Origin of the sequence: Trinickia sp. (assembly GCF_051953405.1) — a bacterium.
Classification (GTDB): domain Bacteria; phylum Pseudomonadota; class Gammaproteobacteria; order Burkholderiales; family Burkholderiaceae; genus Trinickia.
On the sequence record NZ_JBQCIV010000121.1, the window covers coordinates 25,384 to 45,399 of the forward strand.

The window sequence follows — 20,016 nt, forward strand, 5'->3', positions numbered from 1 at the left end:
TTCGTCGCCGTTTTCCCGTCCATTCGCGAATCGGAGAGAAAAATCGCCATGAGCCCAATCAATCGCCGCATCGTTCTGGCGTCGCGCCCGCAAGGCGCCGTCACCGCCGATCATTTCCGGCTCGAGCAAGCACCGCTTGCCGGCCTGGCCGAAGGACGGATCCGCGTCCGCAACCTTTATCTGTCGATCGACCCGTACATGCGTGGCCGGATGAACGACGCCAAGTCGTATGCCCAACCGGTCGCGCTCGGCGATGTGATGATCGGCGCCACGGTGGGCGAGGTCGTCGAATCGAAGCATCCGAACTTCGCTGTCGGCGACAAAGTAACGGGCATGTTCGGCTGGCAAGACTACGGCACGTCCGACGGCGCCGGCGTGCGCAAGCTCGACGACACGAACGTGCCGCTAACAGCCTACCTCGGCGCGGCGGGTATGCCCGGGGTCACCGCGTGGTACGGGTTGAACAAGATTATTGCGCCGCGCTCCGGCCAGACCGTCGTGGTCAGCGCGGCCAGCGGCGCCGTAGGCAGCGTAGTCGGCCAGTTGGCTAAGCTGGCGGGCTGCCGCGCCGTGGGTATCGCGGGCGGCACGGAAAAGTGCCGCTACGTGGTGGAAGAACTTGGCTTCGACGCCTGCGTCGATTACAAGGCCGGCAACTTGTTCGGCGATTTGAAGGCGGCGACGCCCGACGGCGTCGACGGGTATTTCGAGAACGTCGGCGGCGAAGTACTCGATGCGACGCTCTCGCGGATGAACCCGTTTGGCCGCATTGCCCTGTGCGGGATGATTGCGAGTTATGACGGACAACCGCTCCCGCTCAAGCAGCCGTCGATCCTCTTGACGATGCGTTTGCTCGTGCAAGGTTTCATCGTCAGCGAGCATCTCGAGTATTGGCCCGAAGCGCTCGGCACGCTCGCCACGTTGGTCGCGGGCGGGACATTGCGCTACCGGGAGAGCATCGTCGATGGTCTAGAGCACGCGCCCGATGCGCTCATCGGGTTGCTGCACGGCAAGAATTTCGGCAAACAACTCGTCAAGATCGGCTGATTCGGCCGCGCATTGGCCGCAGTCGCATTGGCTGCAGCCGCATTGGCTGATTGCGCACCGCGTTCGTTCGCCCACTACGCTGGCGGCGAGCGCCATCATCTCGCTAGGGGAGGACGCATGGAACGATTCGACGGCAAAGTGGCCGTCATTACCGGTGCCGCGAGTGGATTCGGCCGCGCATTCGCGCAAAAAGGCGCTCGACTGGGGATGAAGCTCGTACTCGCCGATATCGACGGCGATGCGCTCGGCGACGTCGTCGAGACGCTCACCGCGGCGGGTGCGGACGCGATCGCCGTGCCGACCGACGTTTCCGATGGCGGGGCGCTCGAGGCACTCGCGCAGCGGACGCTCGATGCATACGGCAAGGTGCATCTGCTGTTCAACAATGCCGGGGTCGGTGCGAGCGGCTTCGTCTGGGAGATGAGCGCGAGCGACTGGTCGTGGGTGTTCGGCGTGAACGTGATGGGCGTCGCTCACGGCGTGCGCGTTTTCACGCCCATCATGCTGCGGCAGGACGAACCCGCGCATATCGTCAATACCGCATCCGTTGCGGGGCTCATATCGCCACCTGCGATGGGCGTGTACAACGCGTCCAAGCACGCCGTCGTCGCGCTGACCGAAACGCTTTATCACGATCTGCGTCGTGTGAGCGGGCAGGTCGGTTGCTCGCTGCTGTGTCCGGCGTTCGTCCCCACCGGGATCGCCGAGGGCGAGCGGGCGCGCCCTGCGCGCTGGCGCAACGAGGCGCCGCCGTCGGCATCGCAATTGCTGGCTGCAAGAGAGCTGCGCAAGGCCGTGCGTTCCGGCAAGCTCAGCGCGGCCGACATTGCAGAAGCAACGTTCGACGCCGTCCGCGAGAATCGGTTTTACGTCGTCACCCATCCGGCCATCATGGCGAGCGTGCGAGTACGCCATGAGGATATCGAGTACATGCGCGCACCGAGCGATCCTTCGGTGCCGCCGGACAGTGCCGGGTGAGCGTCTACGAGGGCGATGCGCCTTGCGCCCATGGCCCCGGTTCCGAGGTGTCGGCGTCCGACGTCGAGGCCGGTCGGGATCGAGTGAAACGGGAGGGATGATGGCGATGCAGGACGTAACCGTCGAATCGGGCGACTGGCATGGGCTTGGCACGGATGCCGCACGCGTGCGCGAGGCCGTTTTTATCCAAGAGCTTGGCATCGCCGCGCCGCTCGTGTCGGATGACGCGGATCTCGATGCCGTGCATGTGGTGGCGTATCGCCGGGGCGATGCGGTCGCGGCGGCGCGCTTGCTGCCCGACGGCGCGATCGGCCGGCTCGCCGTGCTCTCCGATGCGCGCCGCATGGGTGTCGGATCGTTGGTATTGCATGCGCTGATTGCCCATGCGTCGCGGCGAGGCGATCGCTTCGTCCGGCTTTATGCGCAACGCGATGCCGTCCCGTTTTATCTTCGGCACGCATTTTCTCTCGTGGGGGAGCCGTTTTACGAGGCCGGCGTCGAGCACGTGGAGATGGAACGCCGGCTGCATGCCGGGTAGCCATCAGCGGGTACCGCGCAGAGGGTCGAGCGCACTTCACGCGCGGCCAACGCTCTCGTTTGCCCCCCGCGGCAGGGGAAAATCCGGCCGTTAGCGCGCGTGCCGCTGTGCCAATCGAACAGTCAGGCGCTTTTAGGCGCCGGGCAGTGCCGTCGGCAAAGCGAGCACGTCGATCGTCTTCGCGACGAGCGCCGCGAGTTCGTCCGCTTGCGGGGTCTTGGAAAGGTGCACGCGATCGACAATGTCCTCCCTCAGGTGGTCGCAAAACACATAGGGCATGTCGATCCGATCGCGAAACTCGTAAAGAAGGACCACGCTCCATCCCGTTCTCGGGTCCGGAATGAAACTCGCGCGGTGTATTTCCGGTGCCTCCTGCACATAGCCCTCTCCGGCGTTGAGCACCTCGATCGGTAACGGCGCCAATGCCACGCGGTGAGAGCGAACGATCGGCGGCTCGTCTTTCGACCGGCGCGACTTATCCTTGATGCGATAGGCCCATGTCGTGCCGCCTGCGTCGCTCAACACCATCCGCTGATTGATTACGATGCCTTCGAGCGGAACCGATAGGTAGTCGTAAGTATGGTGGTGGTAGAAAAAGGGCGTCTGCCAATCCGTATGAATGACGTGCCGCTTGCCTGGCGGGACGACGTAAATGCGAAGCTGCAAGCAGGGATCGTCGTATAGAACCAGCTTATGCATGCCAACGATATTGACGTTGAAGCGCGATTTCGCTGTCAGCGTATCGGAGTTCGTTCGTAGCAGCCGGATGACCGACGCTCTCGCACCGCTGAGATTGCCGATCGAGATCGGACTGAGTGCCCTGTTGACCGAGGGCGTTTGCTCCGCAAATCGCGGCCGATAGTTTCCACCGTACATCTGGCAAGCCAGGTCGCGCCACGGCTTGCCCTCGAACAATGCGCCGTCATCGAGATCCGCGGGTATTGCCATCTCGCCGTCCTCCTGTTCGCCATGCACCCATTTGCGCCGAGCGGGATCGATTCGACCTCGATTCGACCTTGCCACCCCATTCGGTGGAAACGATTATCCCTCGCGCGAGGTTGGTGGAACGAGGCGTGTCGAGACGTGGCGACACAACGGTGAGCGCGGTCTCACATGGTGAGCGAATGAAGGATCGACGCGGGGCCGCGCATGGCGGCAATCCCTCGTATTTCACGCCGGAATGCGGCTAGGCGGTGGCATCGACGCGATATCGAACATGAACCGGCGCTCGTAGCCGCCCGGGCGGACGATGCGGTGAGAACCGTCGTCGTCGCTGCGTTCGGCAATGTCGACGCTCAGCATCGAACCGGTCGTCTCGACGCGAAGGGCCGTCGTGCCGCGCGTGCCGTATTCGGGCGTTTCGATGAATGCGGCCGACAACGCCCGCTCGCGTTCGAGCCCGATACCGGTCGAAGGCAGTTCGTCGTCCGGCGCGATGCGCGGATCACGCATCAGTTCGATCAGCGCATCGAGGGCGGGGGCGCGCTCGCGCTGCACCAACGCGCCGATTTCCGCGCGCTTTCGCGCGAGTTTAGGCCACGGCGTGTCGAGCACGGCGTTCGATATCCCGTGGACACCCGCGGGTAGCAGGGAAGGTGGGGCGTCCGCCCGGTTGCAGTACCAGCCGAGTTCGCGGCGAGCGAGATCGCCAACGACCAGATTGAAGCCGTTGTACGCGCTACCGCGTTCGGCAGCCCGCTGCAAATACGCGAGCGGTGCGATCGACGGACCTGCCAGGAAATCGGCCACGAGCGTGCCCCGTGTGGGAGCGTCGGCGCGAAACGCCCGAGGATCGCGATAGTTCGTGAGCGCGGCAAAGCGCCCGTCGCGCGAGATGCCGAGCCAGGTGCCTCCACCCACGAGATCGCGTCCGGCCAACACGTGGGGGGCGTCGGCCCACCAATCGAGCGGCGTGCTCGCACGCGCAAAATATTCGTCGCGGTTGGCCGCAAGCGTCAGCAGCGCGCCTGTTGCGGCATCGGGTCGCCAGTCGAAAACGATGAGGCACATGGGCAGGGCGGGAGAAGACGTCGAAGAGTTCAGGCACCGATCGCCACGCCGCCATGGCGATCGGCACCCCATTCGCCGTTCGTTTCGCACTCGCTGGCGTGGCGGTTACACATCGTATGGCGCGGCGATTGCGGCCCTAGCTCGCCTCGCTCGGCAACGCATAAGGCAGCGGCAGAAATTCGAGCAAGGGCCCATCGGCCGCGCCCAGGTGGACCGTCCCGTTCTCTAGGGAAGCCAGTTTGATTTCGACCAACGAGTCGATGCCGCCCTTCGCCGCGGCGGCAACGTTCACGACCATGCCGCACGGCTGGCTCGGATCTTCCGAATGGAACAGCTCGATGCCGGGGCGCACCGCATCGGCGGCAACGTGCGCCAGCGCCGTGCGCCGTTTGATCGTGCCGCGATACTGACTGCGCGCCACGACTTCTTGCCCCGGGTAGCAACCCTTGCGGAAGTTGATGCCGCCGATCACGTCGAAGTTGACCATCTGCGGGACGAACTGCTCGAGCACGCCTTGCGTAATACGCGGCTCCCCCGCGTGAATGTCGAGCCAATCCCATACTGCGGGCGATACGCGCGCCAACTGCCCTTCGAGGCTGGCCAAGCCTTCCAGCACGAGCGCTTTCGGTCCAACCCACAGATAACGCGGCTGTGCCACCGAGTCCGGTACGCGAATCAGCGAGCCGGCAGGCCCGGCCACGTGCACATGCACGCCGTCGGGCAAGGCGTCGAACAGTTTCGCAAGCGGCGCTCGCACGTCGCCGGCAAAGCCGACGACGGCCACCGAATCGGTGGCGTCGACAAGCTTCGCCTTCGCGCGCAAGACGAACATCGACAGCCGCTTTTGCACGGACGGTGTCAGTTCCTTCGATACGAGCAGACGGATCGTATCGGCCGCGCGCCAGATCAGCATCGACGCGAGCAGCCGCCCCTTGGGCGAGCAGTAACCCGCCAGCCGCGCGCTGGCCGCGTCCAAGTGCTGAACGTCGTTCGTGAGTTGACCGTGCAGAAAGCTAGCGGCGTCGTCTCCGGCCGCGTCGATCACGCCGAACTGGTCGAGCACCATGAAAGCGCCGCGCGAGAAGACCGCGTCGAACTCGGCGGCGGCAGGGGGCGTCGCGGTAAGGGACGGCGCCGGGACGGGGGAGACGGGGGCTTTCTGTTCGTTCATGGAATTCGTGACTAGTCAATCCTGACTTCGGCTTAGGCGAACAAGTATTATATGGGGTCCTTCCGAGCCTTGTTCCGCATGTCCCTGCTGAAGAAATGCCTTGCCTTCGGGTTAGTCGTCGCCGTCTTGCTTGCCCTCGCTGCCGCCGCGGGCGGCTATTACTGGGCTACGCGGCCGCTCGCACTGCCCGCCGCCACTGTCGATGTGACGATCCAGCCGCGCAGCACCGTGCGCGGCGTCACGGCGCAGCTCGATCGCGGCGGCGTGCCGGTCGAGCCCGATCTATTCGTGCTGATGACGCGTCTGCTCGGCCTGCAAAGCCGGCTGAAGTCGGGCAACTACGAGTTCAAAACCGGGGTCACGCCCTACGAGGTGCTGCAAAAGCTCGCCTTGGGCGACGTCAACGAATCGGTCGTCACGATCATCGAAGGCTGGACGTTCAAGCGGATGCGGGCGGAACTCGACGCGAACCCGGCCCTGCGGCACGATACGGCCGGCATGAACGACGCCGAACTGCTCGCGGCGATCGGTGCGAGCGATTCGCCGGCGGCCAGCGCGGAAGGCTTGTTCTTCCCCGACACCTACTTGTTCGACAAGGGCGCGAGCGATGTCGATGTTTATCGGCGCGCCTATCGGCAGATGCAGAAGCGACTCGGCGCGGCCTGGGCGGCCCGAGCCCCGGGCTTGCCGTATCGCTCGCCGTACGAAGCCCTGACGGTCGCCTCGCTGATCGAAAAGGAGACCGGCAAGGCGAGCGATCGCCCGCGCGTCGCGGCCGTGTTCGCGAATCGTCTGCGCATCGGCATGCCGCTGCAGACCGATCCGGCCGTCATCTACGGCCTTGGCGAAAGTTACGACGGGCACCTGCGCAAGCGCGATCTGCAGCAAGATACGCCGTACAACACCTATACCCGCCGGGGTTTGCCGCCTAGCCCGATCGCGCTGCCCGGCGCGGCGTCGCTGCAAGCGGCGCTGAACCCGGCGCCGACGACCGCGTTGTACTTCGTGTCGCGCGGCGACGGCAGCAGCATCTTTTCCGATACGCTCGGCGACCACAACCGAGCCGTCGACAAATACATCCGAGGACAGGAATAAATGGCGCGTGGCAAGTTCATCACGTTCGAAGGCATCGACGGAGCGGGCAAGACGACGCATTTGTCCTGGTTTCGCGAATGTCTCGAAGAGAAAGTCGCGGCCGCCGGCCGCTCCGTCGTCTCGACGCGCGAGCCCGGCGGCACGCCGCTTGGCGAAGCGTTGCGCGAGTTGCTGCTGCACGAACGGATGGATCTCGAAACGGAAGCGCTGCTGATGTTCGCGGCCCGTCGTGAGCATCTCGCGCAAGTCATCGAGCCGGCGCTCGCGCGCGGCGATTGGGTTCTGTCCGATCGCTTCACCGACGCCACCTTCGCCTACCAGGGCGGCGGCCGCGGTTTGCCGCGCGACAAACTCGAGACGCTCGAGCGTTGGGTCCAAGGCGGCTTTCAGCCGGACCTGACCGTCCTGTTCGATTTGCCGCCCGAAACGGCGAGCGAACGCCGCGGCGCCGCACGCGCGCCCGACAAGTTCGAAAGCGAGACCGACGCGTTCTTCGCGCGCACGCGGGCCGAGTACCTGCGCCGGGCGCAAGAGGCGCCTTATCGCTTCGCGATCGTCGATGCGTCGCAAAGCATCGAGCACATCCGAAAGACGCTCGGCGACGTGCTCGACACCCTTTGATCGAACGACACGAAGAACGCAGAGAACGCATTTCCTTGCACGAAGGCTCGACGATGATCTACCCGTGGCAGCACGACGATTGGAACCGCCTACAGCGCTTGCGCGCGCAGTGGCCGCACGCCTTGTTGCTGTACGGCCAGGCGGGTATCGGCAAGCTGAAGTTCGCGCAACATTTGGCGCAGGGCATGCTGTGCGAGGCCCCGGCGGCTAACGGGGAGCCGTGCGGGCAGTGCGTCGCGTGCAATTGGTTCGTCCAAGGCAACCATCCCGACTACCGAGCCCTGCTGCCGGAAGCGCTTGCCGGCGAAGCGATCGGTGCCTCGGCAGCCGGCACCGACGAGAAAGCCGAGGGCGACGAAGGCAAGAAAACGCGCGCGCCGAGCAAGGAAATCAAGATCGAGCAGGTGCGCGCTTTGCTCGATTTTTGCGGCATCGGCGCCCATCGCGGCGGGGCGCGCGTCGTGCTCGTCTATCCGGCCGATGCGCTCAACGCGGCATCGGCCAATGCGCTGCTCAAGACGCTCGAAGAACCGCCGGCCGGCGTGATCTTCCTGCTGGTCTCGGCGCGCGTCGATCGCTTGCTGCCCACCATTATCAGCCGCTGCCGGCAATGGCCGATGTCGACGCCCTCGACCGATCAGGCGCGCGACTGGCTTGCGGAGCAAGGCGTAGCCGACGCCGCCGCGCTGCTGGCCGAGGCGGGCGGAGCGCCGCTCGGGGCGTTGGCGCTGGCGGCCGACGAGCATCGTCCGCTGCGAGACTTCACGCTAAAACAATTAGCCGCGGGCCCGCAATGCGACGCCTTCGCGTGCGCCGAAGCGTTGCAGAAGCTACCGGTGCCCGTGGTGCTCGGCTGGCTCCAGCGTTGGCTCTACGACCTCGTGGCCGAACGCGCGGCGCAGCGGCCGCGGTACTTCCCGGGGGCGCAGCGCGAACTGGCTCGATGCGCCGCGCGCATCGACGCCAACGCATTCGCGCGCTTCATGAAGACGGTGACGCGCGAGCGCGCGGTCGAGAACCATCCGCTCAACGCACGGCTCGTGTTCGAAGCGCTGTTTCTCGGCTACCGAGATTTGTTCGTCTGAGGGCGATGCGTCCTCGCTATCTGTCCCACGGAACGTTCGCCTGCGCCGCACCTATACGAGAACGAGAGCACTCGAAATGCATGTGAGTTACCGCGATGCCACACTCGACGATCTGCCCGAGATCGTCGCCATCTACAACGCCACGATCGCTTCGCGGGAGGTGACAGCCGATCTCGCGCCCGTCTCGGTGGAAAGCCGTCTGCCGTGGTTTCACGCGCATGGGCCTAGCACTCGGCCGCTCTGGGTGGTCGAGCGCGACGGGCCGGCGCAAGCCGCCGGCGGCAAGCGCATCGCCGCATGGCTGAGCTTCTCGGATTTCTACGGGCGCCCAGCTTATGCGCGCACGGCGGAACTCAGTATCTATCTCGACGAAAGCGCGCGTGGGCGCGGCCTCGGCACTCGGCTCGTCGCGCAGGCCCTCGAAGCGGCGCCCGCGCTCGGCATCGATACGCTGTTGGGGTTTATTTTCGGGCACAACGCGCCGAGCCTCGCCTTGTTCCGCCGGTGCGGTTTTCACGATTGGGGGCGGCTGCCGCGCGTGGCCGTGCTCGACGGTATCGAGCGCGACCTCGTCATTCTCGGGCGGCGCGTCAGCGAAGCCTGAGCCTAGACCAAGCGAGCCGAGCCGAGCCCAGCCCATACTGAACGAAGGTGTAGATATACGATGTTCGTCGATTCCCATTGCCACATCAATTTCGAAGGCCTGATCGAGCGGCTGCCGCAGGTGCTCGAGAACATGCGTTCGCACGACGTCACCCACGCGCTGTGCGTCAGCGTCGATTTCGAAAGCCTGCCGAGCGTGCTCGAGGTGGCGTCCGCCTACGAAAACGTCTATGCGTCGGTGGGCGTCCATCCCGATCACGAGGACGCGCGCGAGCCGAGCGTCGCCGAGTTGATCGAGCTGGCGGCCCACCCGAAGGTCGTGGCCATCGGTGAAACGGGACTCGACTACTACCGTCTCGAAGGGCGATCGATCGACGACATGGAGTGGCAGCGCGAGCGTTTTCGCACGCATATCCGGGCCGCAAAGGCCGTGATGAAGCCGCTCATCGTCCACACGCGGGCATCGAGCGACGATACGCTGCGCATCATGGCCGAGGAGCAGGCGCAGGTGCCGGGCGGCGTCATGCACTGCTTCACGGAACCCTGGCCCGTGGCGGAGCGCGCGTTGGCGCTCAATTTTTACATTTCCCTTTCAGGCATCGTCACATTCAAGAGCGCGACCGACGTCCAGGACGTCGCGCGCCGCGTACCGCTCGAGCGGCTGTTGATCGAAACCGATTCGCCCTACCTCGCGCCGGTGCCGTACCGCGGCAAACCCAATGAACCTGCGTACGTAAGTTATGTCGGACGCTACATTGCTCAGGCGCGCGGGATGTCGGATGCCGACCTCGGGGCCGCGACCACGCGCAATTTCTTTCGTTTGTTCGGCATCCCGGCGCCCCAGGGCGCCTGATACGAACGGCAATCCCCATACGACAACCAAAGGAAGACCACTTGACTATGCATACCGATCCGTCGCTCCCGGCCGTTACCCGGCGCTTTGCACGCCGCTTGTCGCTCGTTTGCGCCGGTGCCTTGGCTTCGATCGCCGTGTCGGCGCACGCCTCGGATCTCGACTCCCTCGTGAAGGCGGTCAAGTTCGACGACGTGAAGGCGGTGCAAAAAGCCCTTGCGCAGGGCGCGGACCCGAACGCGACCGACCCGCAAGGCATGCCGTTGCTCGTGTTGGCGGCCAGAGAGAAATCGGATAAGGTCGCCACGGCATTGATCGCCGATTCGAAGACGGATATCGAGAAGCTCGACACCGCCGGCGAAAATGCGATGATGCTCGCGGCCCTCAATGGCGACATCGATATCGTCAAGGCGTTGATCGACAAGGGCGCCGAAGTCAACAAGAAGGGCTGGGCGCCGCTGCACTACGCCTGTGCGAACGGTCATGACGATATCGTCAAGCTGCTGCTGGACAACTCCGCCTACGTCGATGCCGGTTCGCCCAACGGCACCACGCCGCTCATGATGGCCGCACGCGGCAATCATCTGTCGACGGTCAAGCTGCTGCTCGACGCGGGCGCCGATTCGCGCGTGAAGAACCAGCTTGGCTTGACGGCGCTCGATTTTGCGAAGCGTTACCACGCCAAGGACGTCGCCGAGGCCATGCAGGACATGTACGCGCGCGAGGCGGCAGCCGCATCGAGCGCGACCGGGGCGTCTGCTCCCGCTCAAAACGGTGCAAAATGAGCGTTTTTGGCCCCGGCTCGCAATGGCGGGGGCATTGCAGACAATACCCGTTCACCGCTCGGAGAAAAGGAAGATTATGTTGCGGGCTTTGATATGCGTCGGCACGTTGGCCATGCCGGTCGCCGCGATGGCGGCGGTGTCGCTCGGGGGAGGGAAGTTTACGGCCGGCGAATTGCACCGTCTGTGCACCCAAACCGACGCCATCTCGCGCTCTGCCTGCGTGGCCTATATCAAGGGGGCCGCCGACGGCGTATTCAATACGATCGACGCCATCGGCGGCACCACCGGCCCGCGGGTGGGCCAATATTTCTGTTTGCCCGACCGGGTCGATAACCAGCGCCTGGTCGATGCGGTGCGCCGCTATGTCGCCGAGAATCCCGACGCCGCGGAGTACAACGCCAGCACGGCGGTGTCGCTCGGGCTCGAGAAGGCTTTCCCGTGCAAGGGAGAATGACCGGGCAATAGACCGATCGAACCATTCAGCCATCCATTCGCCCACTTAGGAACCGAACACACGCCCATGGGTCGACTCATCGCCGTATCGAATCGCGTCGCCACCCCCACCGAGACCAAGAACTCGGCGGGCGGACTTGCCGTCGGCATTTACAGCGCGCTCAAGGACATGGGGGGTGTTTGGTTCGGTTGGAGCGGCGATGTCGTCAGCGAGGCGGTCGCCAACGCGGGGCCGACGCTCGAGCAGGAAGGAGCGGTGACCTTTGCTACCGTCGGCTTGACCCGGCGCGACTACGATCAGTACTACCGCGGCTTCTCGAATGCGACGCTGTGGCCGGTGTTCCACTACCGTAACGATCTGGCCGCGTACGAGCGCGAGGAGTATGCGGGATACCGCCGCGTCAATGCGTGGCTCGCGCACAAGCTCGTGAAGCTGATCGAGCCCGACGACGTGGTGTGGGTGCACGATTACCACCTCATCCCGTTCGCCGAGGCATTGCGGCGCGAGGGCGTCGCCAATCGGATGGGTTTTTTCCTGCACACGCCGTTCCCTTCGCCGCAGGTGCTGCTGAATGTGCCGCCGCACCAGGAACTGATCAAATCGCTGTGCTGTTACGACTTGCTCGGGTTTCAGACGGACACGGATCGCGGCGCGTTTGTCGATTACATCGAACGGCATGCCGGTGGCCACGTGACCGCCGAAGGCGAGGTCCAGGCCTATGGGCGCAGCTTGCGCACGGGGGTCTACCGCATCGGCGTGTTTCCCGACGAGATCGCGGCCGAAGCCGCCCGCAACGAGAGCCGGCAACAGGTGCTGGAACTGAAGCATAGCCTCGAAGGACGCAAGCTCATCATGAGCGTGGACCGCCTCGATTATTCGAAGGGGCTCATCGAGCGATTCCGCGCCTTCGAGCAGTTGCTCGAGCACGCACCGCAGTGGCGGGAAAACGTCACGTTCGTCCAGGTGGCCCCGCCGACGCGAAGCGACGTCGAGAGCTATCGGCAGATCCGGCAAAAGCTCGAATACGAGGCGGGGCGTATCAACGGCCGCTACTCCGGGCTCGACTACACGCCGATTCGCTACCTGAATCAACGGTACGCGCGCTCGCAACTGATGTCGATGTGCCGCGAGTCGCAGGTCGGGTTCGTCACGCCGCTTCGCGACGGGATGAACCTGGTCGCCAAGGAGTACATTGCGGCGCAAAACCCCGAGGATCCGGGCGTGCTGGTGCTATCCGAGTTCGCGGGTGCGGCGGCCGAACTGTGTGCAGCGTTGATCGTCAATCCGCACGACATCGTCGGCATGTCGGAAGCGCTCGAACGTGCGCTCTCGATGCCGTTGGCGGAACGCAAGCAACGCCACGAAGTGAACATGGCCGTCCTCAGGCGCAACGATCTCGGCGTGTGGCGCGACACGTTCCTGAACGATTTAAGCGCGGCGTAACCGCTCGCTCGCGCTGTTTCGCGTCTGTAACAGCGCTCAGCAAATGCAAGCGGCGCAGCGCTGGTAGGCAGTCGTACCGAATAATGGAAGCCATGGCGCCGCCTGTTCGCGCGTTCAAACGCACCGCGACGCGCGCAGCGCCCCCGAGTAACCGCCCGGACCGGGGATGAAGGGCTGCTGGGCCTTAGGTCCACTTGCATGGAGTCGATCGAATGAAAATCGCGCAAATCGCGCCGCTGACCGAATCGGTGCCCCCCAAACTGTACGGCGGCACCGAGCGTGTCGTCTCGTACATCACCGAAGCCCTTGTCGATTTGGGGCACGACGTAACGCTCTTCGCGAGCGGCGACTCGAAAACGAGCGCCAAACTCGAAGCGGTGTGGCCGCGCGCGCTACGGCTCGATCCCGCTATTCGCGACCGGATCGCACCGCACATGCTGCTGATGGAACTCGTGCGCCGCCGTGCCGAAGAGTTCGATGTGCTGCATTTCCACATGGACTACTACTCGTTCTCGCTGTTCAAGCGACAGGACACGCCGTTCGTCACGACGCTGCACGGGCGCCTCGATCTGCCCGAGCAGCAGCCCGTGTTCGACACGTTCGATACCGCGCCCGTCATTTCGATCTCGAACGCCCAACGCCACCCGATGCCGCAGGCGAAATGGCTCAGCACCGTGTATCACGGGTTGCCGGAAACGCTGTACACGCCGCAGCCGGTCGAGCAGAAATACCTCGCGTTCCTCGGCCGTATTTCGCCCGAAAAGCGCGTCGATACGGCTATTCGGATCGCCGCTCATTGCGGGCTGCCCATTCGCGTCGCCGCCAAGATCGACGCGGCCGATCGCGAATATTTCGATCGCGAGATCAAGCCGCTGTTCGATTTGCCTCACGTCGAGTTCATCGGCGAGATTCCCGACGAAAAGAAAGCCGATTTTCTGTCGGGCGCCCATGCATTGCTGTTCCCGGTCGATTGGCCCGAGCCGTTCGGGCTCGTCATGATCGAGGCGATGGCGTGCGGCACGCCCGTGATTGCGGTCAATCGCGGCTCGGTGCCGGAGGTGGTCGACGAAGGGATTTCGGGCTTCATCGTCGAAGACGAAATCAGTGCCGTGGCCGCGGTCAATCGCTTGCACACGCTGTCGCGCACACGCGTGCGGCAACGGTTCGAGGAGCGGTTCACCTCGCACCACATGGCGCGCCAGTATATCGCCGCCTACCAAGCCGTCATCCGCGCGCAAAAGCGCTCGCGCTTCAAGGTGATCGATTCGGTGTCGGGATCCGGCGCGACGGGCGCCTAAAACGACGCGACGCGGCGCTCGTTACGGGCGTCGCGTCGCCATGCCGGCCGCCGCGCGCGAGGCAGGGCGGCCGAGTAAGCCCTCAATCGGGCTAGATATTGAGCCGGGTGATCTTCGTGCCTTCGAGCGAGAGATCGCCCATGATCCCGGCGTTCGTCATCACGATGACTTCGACAGGTTTGGTGGCCGTCGTCGTATCGATGGCGCCGTTCGCGCCCATCTTCAGCACGGCGACCGAGGCGTCGCCGCCCACCGACCACCCGTCGCGCGAGCGGAACGAGTTCAACGCGTCGTCCGTCATGAACAGGAACACCACCGCCTTCGATTGCGCCCCGGCTTGCAGCCCGAACGACCCTGACACGGTGTTGTAGTAGCCGACTGTCTGGCCGCCTACGCGCAATGAGCCTTCGCCGTACTGGCCGCCCACCACGAAGCCCGCTTGCAGCACCTTCGGGAACACGAGTACGCCATGCGCCTTCTGCACTAGCTCGCGCGAACCGGGCACCTGGGCGTACAAGCGCGAGAGAGTCGCGTCGACGCTCGAGTTGATTTCCTGGCGTTTCGACATGTTGCTGCCCGGCGCTGCGCCTACCGGGTTGCCGTTGTTCGTGGTCGCGGTGCAGCCGGCGAGCGCGAATGCGCCGACCACGACAGCCGCTGTCGCCTTGCGCATCAAGTATCGTTTCTGCATGGACTCTCTCCGTTATGTTCCGTCGGTCAAACCGCTCGACGGCGGGTTCGGACGAAGCGTGATTTCACACAACGCAAGGAGAGTCGAGCATGAGCCATGCCAGGGGCCGGGCCCGATTTTGCCGATCAATGCTGCACGGTGCGCTTGACGACAGGGGGACGCCGCAGCGCGCGGCGGATGCCGGCCACGACGAGGCCCACGGCGAAGATAAAGGCGGCGGGCACCACCCAGTAGCCCACGAAGGCATGCCACAGGTAAAGAAACAGCGTACGGCGGCGCAGCGCATATTCGGCAAGCGCGTCTTGCTGGCGCGGCGCGTTCGCCTTCAGGACGTCGACGGGACAACCGGCCGCGCGCGCTTCGTCGGGTTTGCCCCGGCAGCGCGCGGCATCGCCCGCGGCGCGCTGGGCGTCCGATAGCTGCCAGGTCGTCAGCGCGCGGTCGCGGTCCACGACGTTATACGACATTTCGTCTTGGATTTCGCGTACCGCGACGATTGCCACTGGGACGGCCCAGAAGACGATGACGACGAGCCAGCGTCTTACCCAGCGGTTGTGTCTCCATGCCATTTATGCCTCCGCAATGCATTGCGCATCTACGACGAGACGGCGGTCCGATGGCTTGAATTCGTGTGCTTTCGCGGACCGTCTTGGCAGCCATCATAGAAGAAATGCGACGAATCGTCGCTCCCTTGTCATGGCGTATGCCGGGATTTCGTCACACGATCGACTGCAAACCGGTAATTTCTTCAATCTTCGCGGCATTTCGGACTTCTCCCTCAGGGCGAGGCCGCGCCGGAGGCGCAATGGCGAAAGGGAACGGCTTTTGCATCGAGGAAAACGACCGCAGACGGTCATTTCACGCCGTATAAACCCGAAGCCGCGGGTGGCGTTCGGGGAGCACGGCCCTTTCCGACGGAGCGTCAGCTATGGCCGTACCGTTTTCCGAGCAATACAAGGGGTTTGCGATCGGGGTGCAGGCACTGAGGCGCGCAAAGGAGCCCGACGAGTCGATCGACGCGCCTCGCCGTTTCGATATCGTCGTGACCATTTCGCGGCGCTCGAGCGGCGATCGGGGGAAGGCCGAGATGTTCGGCGTGCCGGAGCACGCACCGCTCGACGACCAACTCGAAGCGCATCGAATCGGCGTCCAATACGCGCGCGACATCATCGACGGCAAGGTGGAGGGCACGACGGTCGATCATCTTTGAGGCTTCGCGCCGGGGCTCAGGAGCTTCGCTCGTGCTCCCATCGTCCCCCGATCTGTCGCCCCGCACTCGCCGCGTCTATCGCGCGGCGAGTGCGGCATCCTTGCGCGTTCGCGCAGAACGGTCCAGCATAGGCAATCCCCAGCCCACGCCGGGGCCCGCAGTCGGTCGTCGCATGATGACGCACTGCGGCAATTCGCAAGCGTTCAGGCCGAAAAATCAGGGCTCGCCCCGAGCCGAATAAGAAAGGAGAACCGTATGCTGCATCGCACCCGTCGCCGTCTGCTCGTTGCCGTCGCCGCGCTGGCTTGCACGGCCCTTGCCCCGTTCACCGCGACCGAAGCATTCGCGCAGAGCGCGAAAAAGCCAAGGGTGGCCCTCGTCATGAAGTCGCTCGCGAACGAGTTCTTTCTGACGATGGAAAACGGCGCGAAGGATTATCAATCGCACAACACCGCGAAGTTCGACCTCATCACGAACGGCATCAAAAACGAGACCGATACGGCGGCGCAAATCAACATCGTCGAGCAGATGATCGACAGCCACGTCGACGCGATCGTGCTGGCGCCGGCCGATTCGAAGGCGCTCGTACCGGTCGTCAAGAAGGCGGTCGATGCCGGGATCATCGTCGTCAATATCGACAATCGGCTCGACCCCGACGTCCTCAAATCCAAGAGCTTGAACGTGCCGTTCGTGGGGCCCGACAACCGCAAGGGCGCCGAGAAGGTGGGCGATTACCTGGCCAAGAAGCTGAAAGCGGGCGACGAAGTGGGCATCGTCGAAGGGGTGTCCACGACCACGAACGCACAGGAGCGCACGGCCGGCTTCAAGGACGCGATGGCCAAGGTGCACGCGAAGATCGACTCCGTCCAATCCGGCGAATGGGAGATCGACAAGGGCAACGCGATCGCATCGGCCATGCTCAATCAATACCCTAACCTCAAGGCGCTGCTGTGCGGCAACGACAACATGGCGATCGGCGCCGTGTCGGCCGTGCGCGCAGCGGGCAAGCAAGGCAAGGTGTACGTGGTCGGTTACGACGATATCAATGCGATCAAGCCGATGCTCAAGGACGGCCGCGTACTCGCCACGGCCAATCAGTATGCCGCGAAGCAAGCCGTGTTCGGGATCGACACGGCGCTCAAAGCGATCGAAGAGCACAAAAAGCAATCGGACCTGTCGCAAGTGGTCGAAACGCCGGTCGACCTCGTCACGAAGGCTTCGAAGTAATTTTCGAGCCCACGCAAGGGTGGTGCGCGGCCCGGGACCCATGGGCCGTGCACGCGTTTCGTCCACGGGCCGAACCGGCGCGCTCAAGAAAGCGCGCGACGCTGCCGTTATCCTCCGATAGATGCGTCATGGCGGTGTGCCGGCGCGCGACGGCTGTGGATCCGGCCGCCCCGACAACGGAAACCCGATGGATTTGACCGACCACGACGAATCGACCACCGTGCTGAGCGTGACCGGGATCGGCAAGGTCTACGCCGAGCCCGTGCTCGCCGACGTCACGCTCGCCTTGCACGCGGGCGAGGTCCTCGCGTTGACCGGCGAAAACGGCGCCGGCAAGAGCACGCTGTCGAAGATCATCGGCGGGCTTGTCGCACCGAGCGCAGGCAGCATGCGGCTAGCGGGAGCCGACTACGCACCGAAGAGCCGGCGCGACGCCGAGGCGCTCGGCGTGCGCATGGTCATGCAAGAGCTGAACCTGTTGCCGACGCTCACCGTCGCGGAGAACCTGTTTTTCGATCGGCTGCCGCGCCGCGGCCTTCGGGTCGCCGGTTGGATCGACCGCGCGCGTTTGCGCGAGGACGCTCGGCGCGCCATGGCGCGCGTGGGGCTGGACGCGATCGATCCCGATACGCCCGTCGGTGCGCTCGGCATCGGCCATCAACAAATGGTCGAAATCGCGCGCAATCTCATCGACGACACGCGCGTTTTGATCTTCGACGAGCCGACGGCCATGCTGACGGCGCGCGAAGTCGACCTGCTGTTCGAACAAATCGACCGGCTCAAAGCGAGCGGTGTTGCCATCGTCTACATTTCGCATCGGCTCGAGGAGCTGGCGCGCGTGGCGCAGCGCGTCGCCGTGTTGCGCGACGGACGCCTCGTCGAAGTGAACCGGATGCAAAACGTCACGAGCGAGCGCCTGGTGACGCTGATGGTCGGCCGCGAACTCGGCGAGCGCATCGATCTGGGCGAACGCAGAATCGGGGCGCCGCTGCTGAAGGTCGAGGGCCTCGTACGCGGCAGCGCCGTGCGCGATGTGTCGTTCGAAGTGAGGGAGGGCGAGATCTTCGGCTTGAGCGGTTTGATTGGGGCCGGGCGGACCGAACTCATGCGGCTCATCTACGGTGCCGACCGCGCGCAGCGCGGCACGGTGTCCGTTGGCCGCCCGCTTGCGCAGGCCGCGATCGCCTCGCCGGCCGACGCCGTACGGCACGGCATTGCCCTCATCACCGAAGACCGTAAAGGCGAGGGCCTCTTGCTGCCGCATTCGATCAGCGCGAACGTCTCGCTCGGCAACATGGGCAGCGTGGCGCGGTGGGGCGTCGTCGAGGCGCGCCGGGAGCGCGCGCTCGCTCGCCGGCAAATGGATGCGTTGCGGGTCCGGGCTCATAGCCCCGAGCAACCGGTGGGCGAACTCTCGGGCGGCAACCAGCAAAAGGTCGTCATCGGGCGCTGGCTCGCGCGCCGAGCCGACGTGCTGTTGTTCGACGAACCCACCCGCGGTATCGACGTCGGGGCGAAATTCGACATCTATATGCTGCTCGGGGCGCTCGCGCGCGAAGGGCGTGCGATTGTCGTCGTTTCGAGCGATCTGCGCGAATTGATGCTGATTTGCGATCGGATCGGCGTCATGTCGGCGGGTCGGCTGACCGGTATCTTCGCGCGCGACGCGTGGACGCAAGACGCGCTGCTCGCCGCGGCATTCGCGGGCCATATGAACGGCAGCGGCCGGCGCGGGCCCGCGCCCGGCTCGCCAGACGCACGGAGCCTGTCATGAACGATCCGACCGCGCGCCCCGATGGGGGATCCCCCGTTCTCGACGACGCGCCGAGCGTCCGTCCTGTCGGTACCCGGCTCGGCTTGTCGAACTACCTGGGCCTCGCGGGCGCGCTCGCCGCGATGATTGGGCTATTTTCGGCGCTCAGTACCCATTTTTTGACGTACGAGACGTTCAGCACGATCGCCAACCAAATTCCCGATCTGGTCGTCATGTCGGTCGGCATGACCTTCGTCCTCATCATCGCCGGGATCGACCTGTCGGTCGGCTCGGTTCTGGCGTTGGCGGCGTCGGTCGTCAGCGTGGCCGCGCTCAAATGGGGCTGGGGCCCCGTGCCGTCGGCGCTGGTCGGGATGGCGGCGGCCGCGCTGACCGGGACGGTGACGGGTGGCGTGACGGTCGGTTGGCGCATTCCGTCGTTCATCGTCTCGCTGGGCGTGCTCGAGGCGGCTCGCGGGCTCGCCTATCAGTTGACGAATTCCCGCACCGCCTACATCGGCGACGCGTTCGATTTTCTGTCGAATCCGATTGCGGTCGGCATCTCCCCGGCCTTCGCGATCGCCGTCGTCGTCATGATCGTCGCGCAACTCGTGCTGACGCGCACGGTCTTCGGCCGGCACTTGGTCGGCATCGGCACCAACGAGGAAGCCGTCAGGCTCGCGGGCGTCGATCCGCGGCCGTACAAGGTCGCCGTGTTCGCGCTGATGGGTGCGCTTTCCGGACTGGCGGCACTTTTCCAGGTGTCGCGGCTCGAAGCCGCAGATCCGAACGCCGGCGTCGGGCTGGAGCTGCAGGTCATCGCCGCCGTCGTGATCGGCGGCACGAGCCTCATGGGCGGGCGGGGATCCGTGATCAGCACGTTTTTCGGCGTGCTCATCATCTCGGTGCTGGCAGCCGGACTCGCGCAAATCGGCGCGAACGAGCCGACGAAGCGGATCATCACGGGTGCGGTCATCGTAGTGGCCGTCGTGCTCGATACGTATCGAAGCCGGCGCAAGCGAGGTTGAGTGAAGAGCGGACGTAAGACGTCCGGCCCGCCGCGCGGGGAGTCGCGGCGGAACGGCGCTCAGAGCGAAATGTACGGGGAATATGCCGAGCCCGTCGGGCCGGCACGAGAAAAACAAGCGAGAGAG

Annotated in this window: 21 protein-coding genes; 16 read left to right on the top strand and 5 right to left on the bottom strand. The window is 64.8% G+C overall.

The genetic code is table 11. The annotated features are described in order from the left end of the window. Nucleotides 1–48: 48 nt before the first annotated feature. The 3 genes from ACTHN9_RS20865 (at nucleotide 49) to ACTHN9_RS20875 (ending at nucleotide 2,563) form a co-directional block, all read left to right on the top strand. A complete protein-coding gene (locus ACTHN9_RS20865) occupies nucleotides 49–1,047 on the top strand; it encodes an NADP-dependent oxidoreductase (RefSeq protein ID WP_440538675.1) in 999 nt (332 codons plus the stop codon). A gap of 117 nt (nucleotides 1,048–1,164) precedes the next feature. Continuing rightward, a complete protein-coding gene (locus ACTHN9_RS20870) occupies nucleotides 1,165–2,025 on the top strand; it encodes an SDR family oxidoreductase (RefSeq protein ID WP_440538676.1) in 861 nt (286 codons plus the stop codon). Between the two features lie 106 nt (nucleotides 2,026–2,131). Beyond that, complete coding sequence (locus ACTHN9_RS20875) at nucleotides 2,132–2,563, top strand: GNAT family N-acetyltransferase (RefSeq protein ID WP_440538677.1); 432 nt, start codon at nucleotides 2,132–2,134, stop codon at nucleotides 2,561–2,563. Between the two features lie 132 nt (nucleotides 2,564–2,695). Here ACTHN9_RS20875 and ACTHN9_RS20880 read toward each other — a convergent pair whose 3' ends face one another. From ACTHN9_RS20880 to ygfZ, 3 genes are all read right to left on the bottom strand, one after another. Next, nucleotides 2,696–3,511 (bottom strand): hypothetical protein, encoded by an 816-nt coding sequence (locus ACTHN9_RS20880; RefSeq protein WP_440538678.1) that lies wholly within the window; start codon nucleotides 3,509–3,511, stop codon nucleotides 2,696–2,698. A 222-nt stretch (nucleotides 3,512–3,733) separates the two neighbouring features. Then, on the bottom strand, nucleotides 3,734–4,573 hold the full coding sequence (locus tag ACTHN9_RS20885) for an NRDE family protein (protein WP_440538679.1): 840 nt from the start codon (nucleotides 4,571–4,573) through the stop codon (nucleotides 3,734–3,736). 136 nt (nucleotides 4,574–4,709) lie between these two features. Continuing rightward, the gene (ygfZ, locus tag ACTHN9_RS20890) at nucleotides 4,710–5,744 is read right to left on the bottom strand and encodes a CAF17-like 4Fe-4S cluster assembly/insertion protein YgfZ (RefSeq protein WP_440538680.1); all 1,035 of its coding nucleotides are present in this window, start codon (nucleotides 5,742–5,744) and stop codon (nucleotides 4,710–4,712) included. A 78-nt stretch (nucleotides 5,745–5,822) separates the two neighbouring features. Between ygfZ and mltG the strand changes: the two genes are divergently transcribed. The 9 genes from mltG to ACTHN9_RS20935 all read left to right on the top strand — a co-directional run bounded on the left by mltG (nucleotide 5,823) and on the right by ACTHN9_RS20935 (nucleotide 13,981). Continuing rightward, on the top strand, nucleotides 5,823–6,839 hold the full coding sequence (mltG, locus tag ACTHN9_RS20895) for an endolytic transglycosylase MltG (protein WP_440538681.1): 1,017 nt from the start codon (nucleotides 5,823–5,825) through the stop codon (nucleotides 6,837–6,839). Beyond that, entirely contained in the window at nucleotides 6,840–7,460 is a 621-nt protein-coding gene (gene tmk, locus ACTHN9_RS20900) for a dTMP kinase (RefSeq protein ID WP_440538682.1), read from the top strand. It abuts the gene before it with no gap. 53 nt (nucleotides 7,461–7,513) lie between these two features. After that, nucleotides 7,514–8,545 (top strand): DNA polymerase III subunit delta', encoded by a 1,032-nt coding sequence (locus ACTHN9_RS20905; RefSeq protein WP_440538683.1) that lies wholly within the window; start codon nucleotides 7,514–7,516, stop codon nucleotides 8,543–8,545. Between the two features lie 76 nt (nucleotides 8,546–8,621). Continuing rightward, nucleotides 8,622–9,149: an N-acetyltransferase family protein gene (locus ACTHN9_RS20910; protein ID WP_440538684.1), complete on the top strand. Its 528-nt coding sequence runs from the start codon at nucleotides 8,622–8,624 to the stop codon at nucleotides 9,147–9,149. 60 nt (nucleotides 9,150–9,209) lie between these two features. After that, the gene (locus tag ACTHN9_RS20915; RefSeq protein WP_440538685.1) at nucleotides 9,210–10,001 is read left to right on the top strand and encodes a TatD family hydrolase; all 792 of its coding nucleotides are present in this window, start codon (nucleotides 9,210–9,212) and stop codon (nucleotides 9,999–10,001) included. A gap of 47 nt (nucleotides 10,002–10,048) precedes the next feature. Continuing rightward, complete coding sequence (locus ACTHN9_RS20920; RefSeq protein ID WP_440538753.1) at nucleotides 10,049–10,786, top strand: ankyrin repeat domain-containing protein; 738 nt, start codon at nucleotides 10,049–10,051, stop codon at nucleotides 10,784–10,786. 76 nt (nucleotides 10,787–10,862) lie between these two features. Then, nucleotides 10,863–11,240 (top strand): Rap1a/Tai family immunity protein, encoded by a 378-nt coding sequence (locus ACTHN9_RS20925; protein WP_440538754.1) that lies wholly within the window; start codon nucleotides 10,863–10,865, stop codon nucleotides 11,238–11,240. Between the two features lie 66 nt (nucleotides 11,241–11,306). Further along, entirely contained in the window at nucleotides 11,307–12,683 is a 1,377-nt protein-coding gene (gene otsA, locus ACTHN9_RS20930; RefSeq protein WP_440538686.1) for an alpha,alpha-trehalose-phosphate synthase (UDP-forming), read from the top strand. Between the two features lie 212 nt (nucleotides 12,684–12,895). Next, nucleotides 12,896–13,981 (top strand): glycosyltransferase family 4 protein, encoded by a 1,086-nt coding sequence (locus tag ACTHN9_RS20935; protein ID WP_440538687.1) that lies wholly within the window; start codon nucleotides 12,896–12,898, stop codon nucleotides 13,979–13,981. 91 nt (nucleotides 13,982–14,072) lie between these two features. Here ACTHN9_RS20935 and ACTHN9_RS20940 read toward each other — a convergent pair whose 3' ends face one another. Together ACTHN9_RS20940 and ACTHN9_RS20945 are read right to left on the bottom strand one after the other, a co-directional pair. After that, a complete protein-coding gene (locus tag ACTHN9_RS20940; protein WP_440538688.1) occupies nucleotides 14,073–14,672 on the bottom strand; it encodes a BPSL1445 family SYLF domain-containing lipoprotein in 600 nt (199 codons plus the stop codon). 125 nt (nucleotides 14,673–14,797) lie between these two features. Next, nucleotides 14,798–15,241 (bottom strand): hypothetical protein, encoded by a 444-nt coding sequence (locus ACTHN9_RS20945; RefSeq protein ID WP_440538689.1) that lies wholly within the window; start codon nucleotides 15,239–15,241, stop codon nucleotides 14,798–14,800. 359 nt (nucleotides 15,242–15,600) lie between these two features. Between ACTHN9_RS20945 and ACTHN9_RS20950 the strand changes: the two genes are divergently transcribed. From ACTHN9_RS20950 to ACTHN9_RS20965, 4 genes are all read left to right on the top strand, one after another. Next, nucleotides 15,601–15,882, top strand: coding sequence for a hypothetical protein (locus ACTHN9_RS20950; protein WP_440538690.1), 282 nt, complete (start codon nucleotides 15,601–15,603; stop codon nucleotides 15,880–15,882). Nucleotides 15,883–16,137: 255 nt separating this feature from the next. Further along, complete coding sequence (locus ACTHN9_RS20955) at nucleotides 16,138–17,109, top strand: sugar ABC transporter substrate-binding protein (RefSeq protein ID WP_440538691.1); 972 nt, start codon at nucleotides 16,138–16,140, stop codon at nucleotides 17,107–17,109. A gap of 187 nt (nucleotides 17,110–17,296) precedes the next feature. After that, nucleotides 17,297–18,883 carry a sugar ABC transporter ATP-binding protein gene (locus ACTHN9_RS20960; protein WP_440538692.1) on the top strand — a complete coding sequence of 529 codons (1,587 nt, stop codon included), beginning with the start codon at nucleotides 17,297–17,299 and terminating at the stop codon, nucleotides 18,881–18,883. Next, a complete protein-coding gene (locus ACTHN9_RS20965) occupies nucleotides 18,880–19,890 on the top strand; it encodes an ABC transporter permease (RefSeq protein ID WP_440538693.1) in 1,011 nt (336 codons plus the stop codon). The genes ACTHN9_RS20960 and ACTHN9_RS20965 overlap by 4 nt, the downstream gene beginning before the upstream one ends. Nucleotides 19,891–20,016: the final 126 nt, after the last annotated feature.

What these genes read in the sequence shown, in the direction of transcription:
- ACTHN9_RS20925 (WP_440538754.1), top strand. Translation starts at nt 10,863, where the DNA reads ATGTTGCGGGCTTTGATATGCGTCGGCACGTTGGCCATGCCGGTCGCC.
- ygfZ (WP_440538680.1), bottom strand. Translation starts at nt 5,744, where the DNA reads ATGAACGAACAGAAAGCCCCCGTCTCCCCCGTCCCGGCGCCGTCCCTT.
- ACTHN9_RS20920 (WP_440538753.1), top strand. Translation starts at nt 10,049, where the DNA reads ATGCATACCGATCCGTCGCTCCCGGCCGTTACCCGGCGCTTTGCACGC.
- ACTHN9_RS20910 (WP_440538684.1), top strand. Translation starts at nt 8,622, where the DNA reads ATGCATGTGAGTTACCGCGATGCCACACTCGACGATCTGCCCGAGATC.
- ACTHN9_RS20915 (WP_440538685.1), top strand. Translation starts at nt 9,210, where the DNA reads ATGTTCGTCGATTCCCATTGCCACATCAATTTCGAAGGCCTGATCGAG.
- ACTHN9_RS20965 (WP_440538693.1), top strand. Translation starts at nt 18,880, where the DNA reads ATGAACGATCCGACCGCGCGCCCCGATGGGGGATCCCCCGTTCTCGAC.
- ACTHN9_RS20905 (WP_440538683.1), top strand. Translation starts at nt 7,514, where the DNA reads ATGATCTACCCGTGGCAGCACGACGATTGGAACCGCCTACAGCGCTTG.
- ACTHN9_RS20865 (WP_440538675.1), top strand. Translation starts at nt 49, where the DNA reads ATGAGCCCAATCAATCGCCGCATCGTTCTGGCGTCGCGCCCGCAAGGC.
- ACTHN9_RS20945 (WP_440538689.1), bottom strand. Translation starts at nt 15,241, where the DNA reads ATGGCATGGAGACACAACCGCTGGGTAAGACGCTGGCTCGTCGTCATC.
- ACTHN9_RS20880 (WP_440538678.1), bottom strand. Translation starts at nt 3,511, where the DNA reads ATGGCAATACCCGCGGATCTCGATGACGGCGCATTGTTCGAGGGCAAG.
- ACTHN9_RS20870 (WP_440538676.1), top strand. Translation starts at nt 1,165, where the DNA reads ATGGAACGATTCGACGGCAAAGTGGCCGTCATTACCGGTGCCGCGAGT.
- ACTHN9_RS20940 (WP_440538688.1), bottom strand. Translation starts at nt 14,672, where the DNA reads ATGCAGAAACGATACTTGATGCGCAAGGCGACAGCGGCTGTCGTGGTC.
- ACTHN9_RS20950 (WP_440538690.1), top strand. Translation starts at nt 15,601, where the DNA reads ATGGCCGTACCGTTTTCCGAGCAATACAAGGGGTTTGCGATCGGGGTG.
- ACTHN9_RS20885 (WP_440538679.1), bottom strand. Translation starts at nt 4,573, where the DNA reads ATGTGCCTCATCGTTTTCGACTGGCGACCCGATGCCGCAACAGGCGCG.
- ACTHN9_RS20935 (WP_440538687.1), top strand. Translation starts at nt 12,896, where the DNA reads ATGAAAATCGCGCAAATCGCGCCGCTGACCGAATCGGTGCCCCCCAAA.
- mltG (WP_440538681.1), top strand. Translation starts at nt 5,823, where the DNA reads ATGTCCCTGCTGAAGAAATGCCTTGCCTTCGGGTTAGTCGTCGCCGTC.
- ACTHN9_RS20960 (WP_440538692.1), top strand. Translation starts at nt 17,297, where the DNA reads ATGGATTTGACCGACCACGACGAATCGACCACCGTGCTGAGCGTGACC.
- ACTHN9_RS20955 (WP_440538691.1), top strand. Translation starts at nt 16,138, where the DNA reads ATGCTGCATCGCACCCGTCGCCGTCTGCTCGTTGCCGTCGCCGCGCTG.
- ACTHN9_RS20875 (WP_440538677.1), top strand. Translation starts at nt 2,132, where the DNA reads ATGCAGGACGTAACCGTCGAATCGGGCGACTGGCATGGGCTTGGCACG.
- tmk (WP_440538682.1), top strand. Translation starts at nt 6,840, where the DNA reads ATGGCGCGTGGCAAGTTCATCACGTTCGAAGGCATCGACGGAGCGGGC.
- otsA (WP_440538686.1), top strand. Translation starts at nt 11,307, where the DNA reads ATGGGTCGACTCATCGCCGTATCGAATCGCGTCGCCACCCCCACCGAG.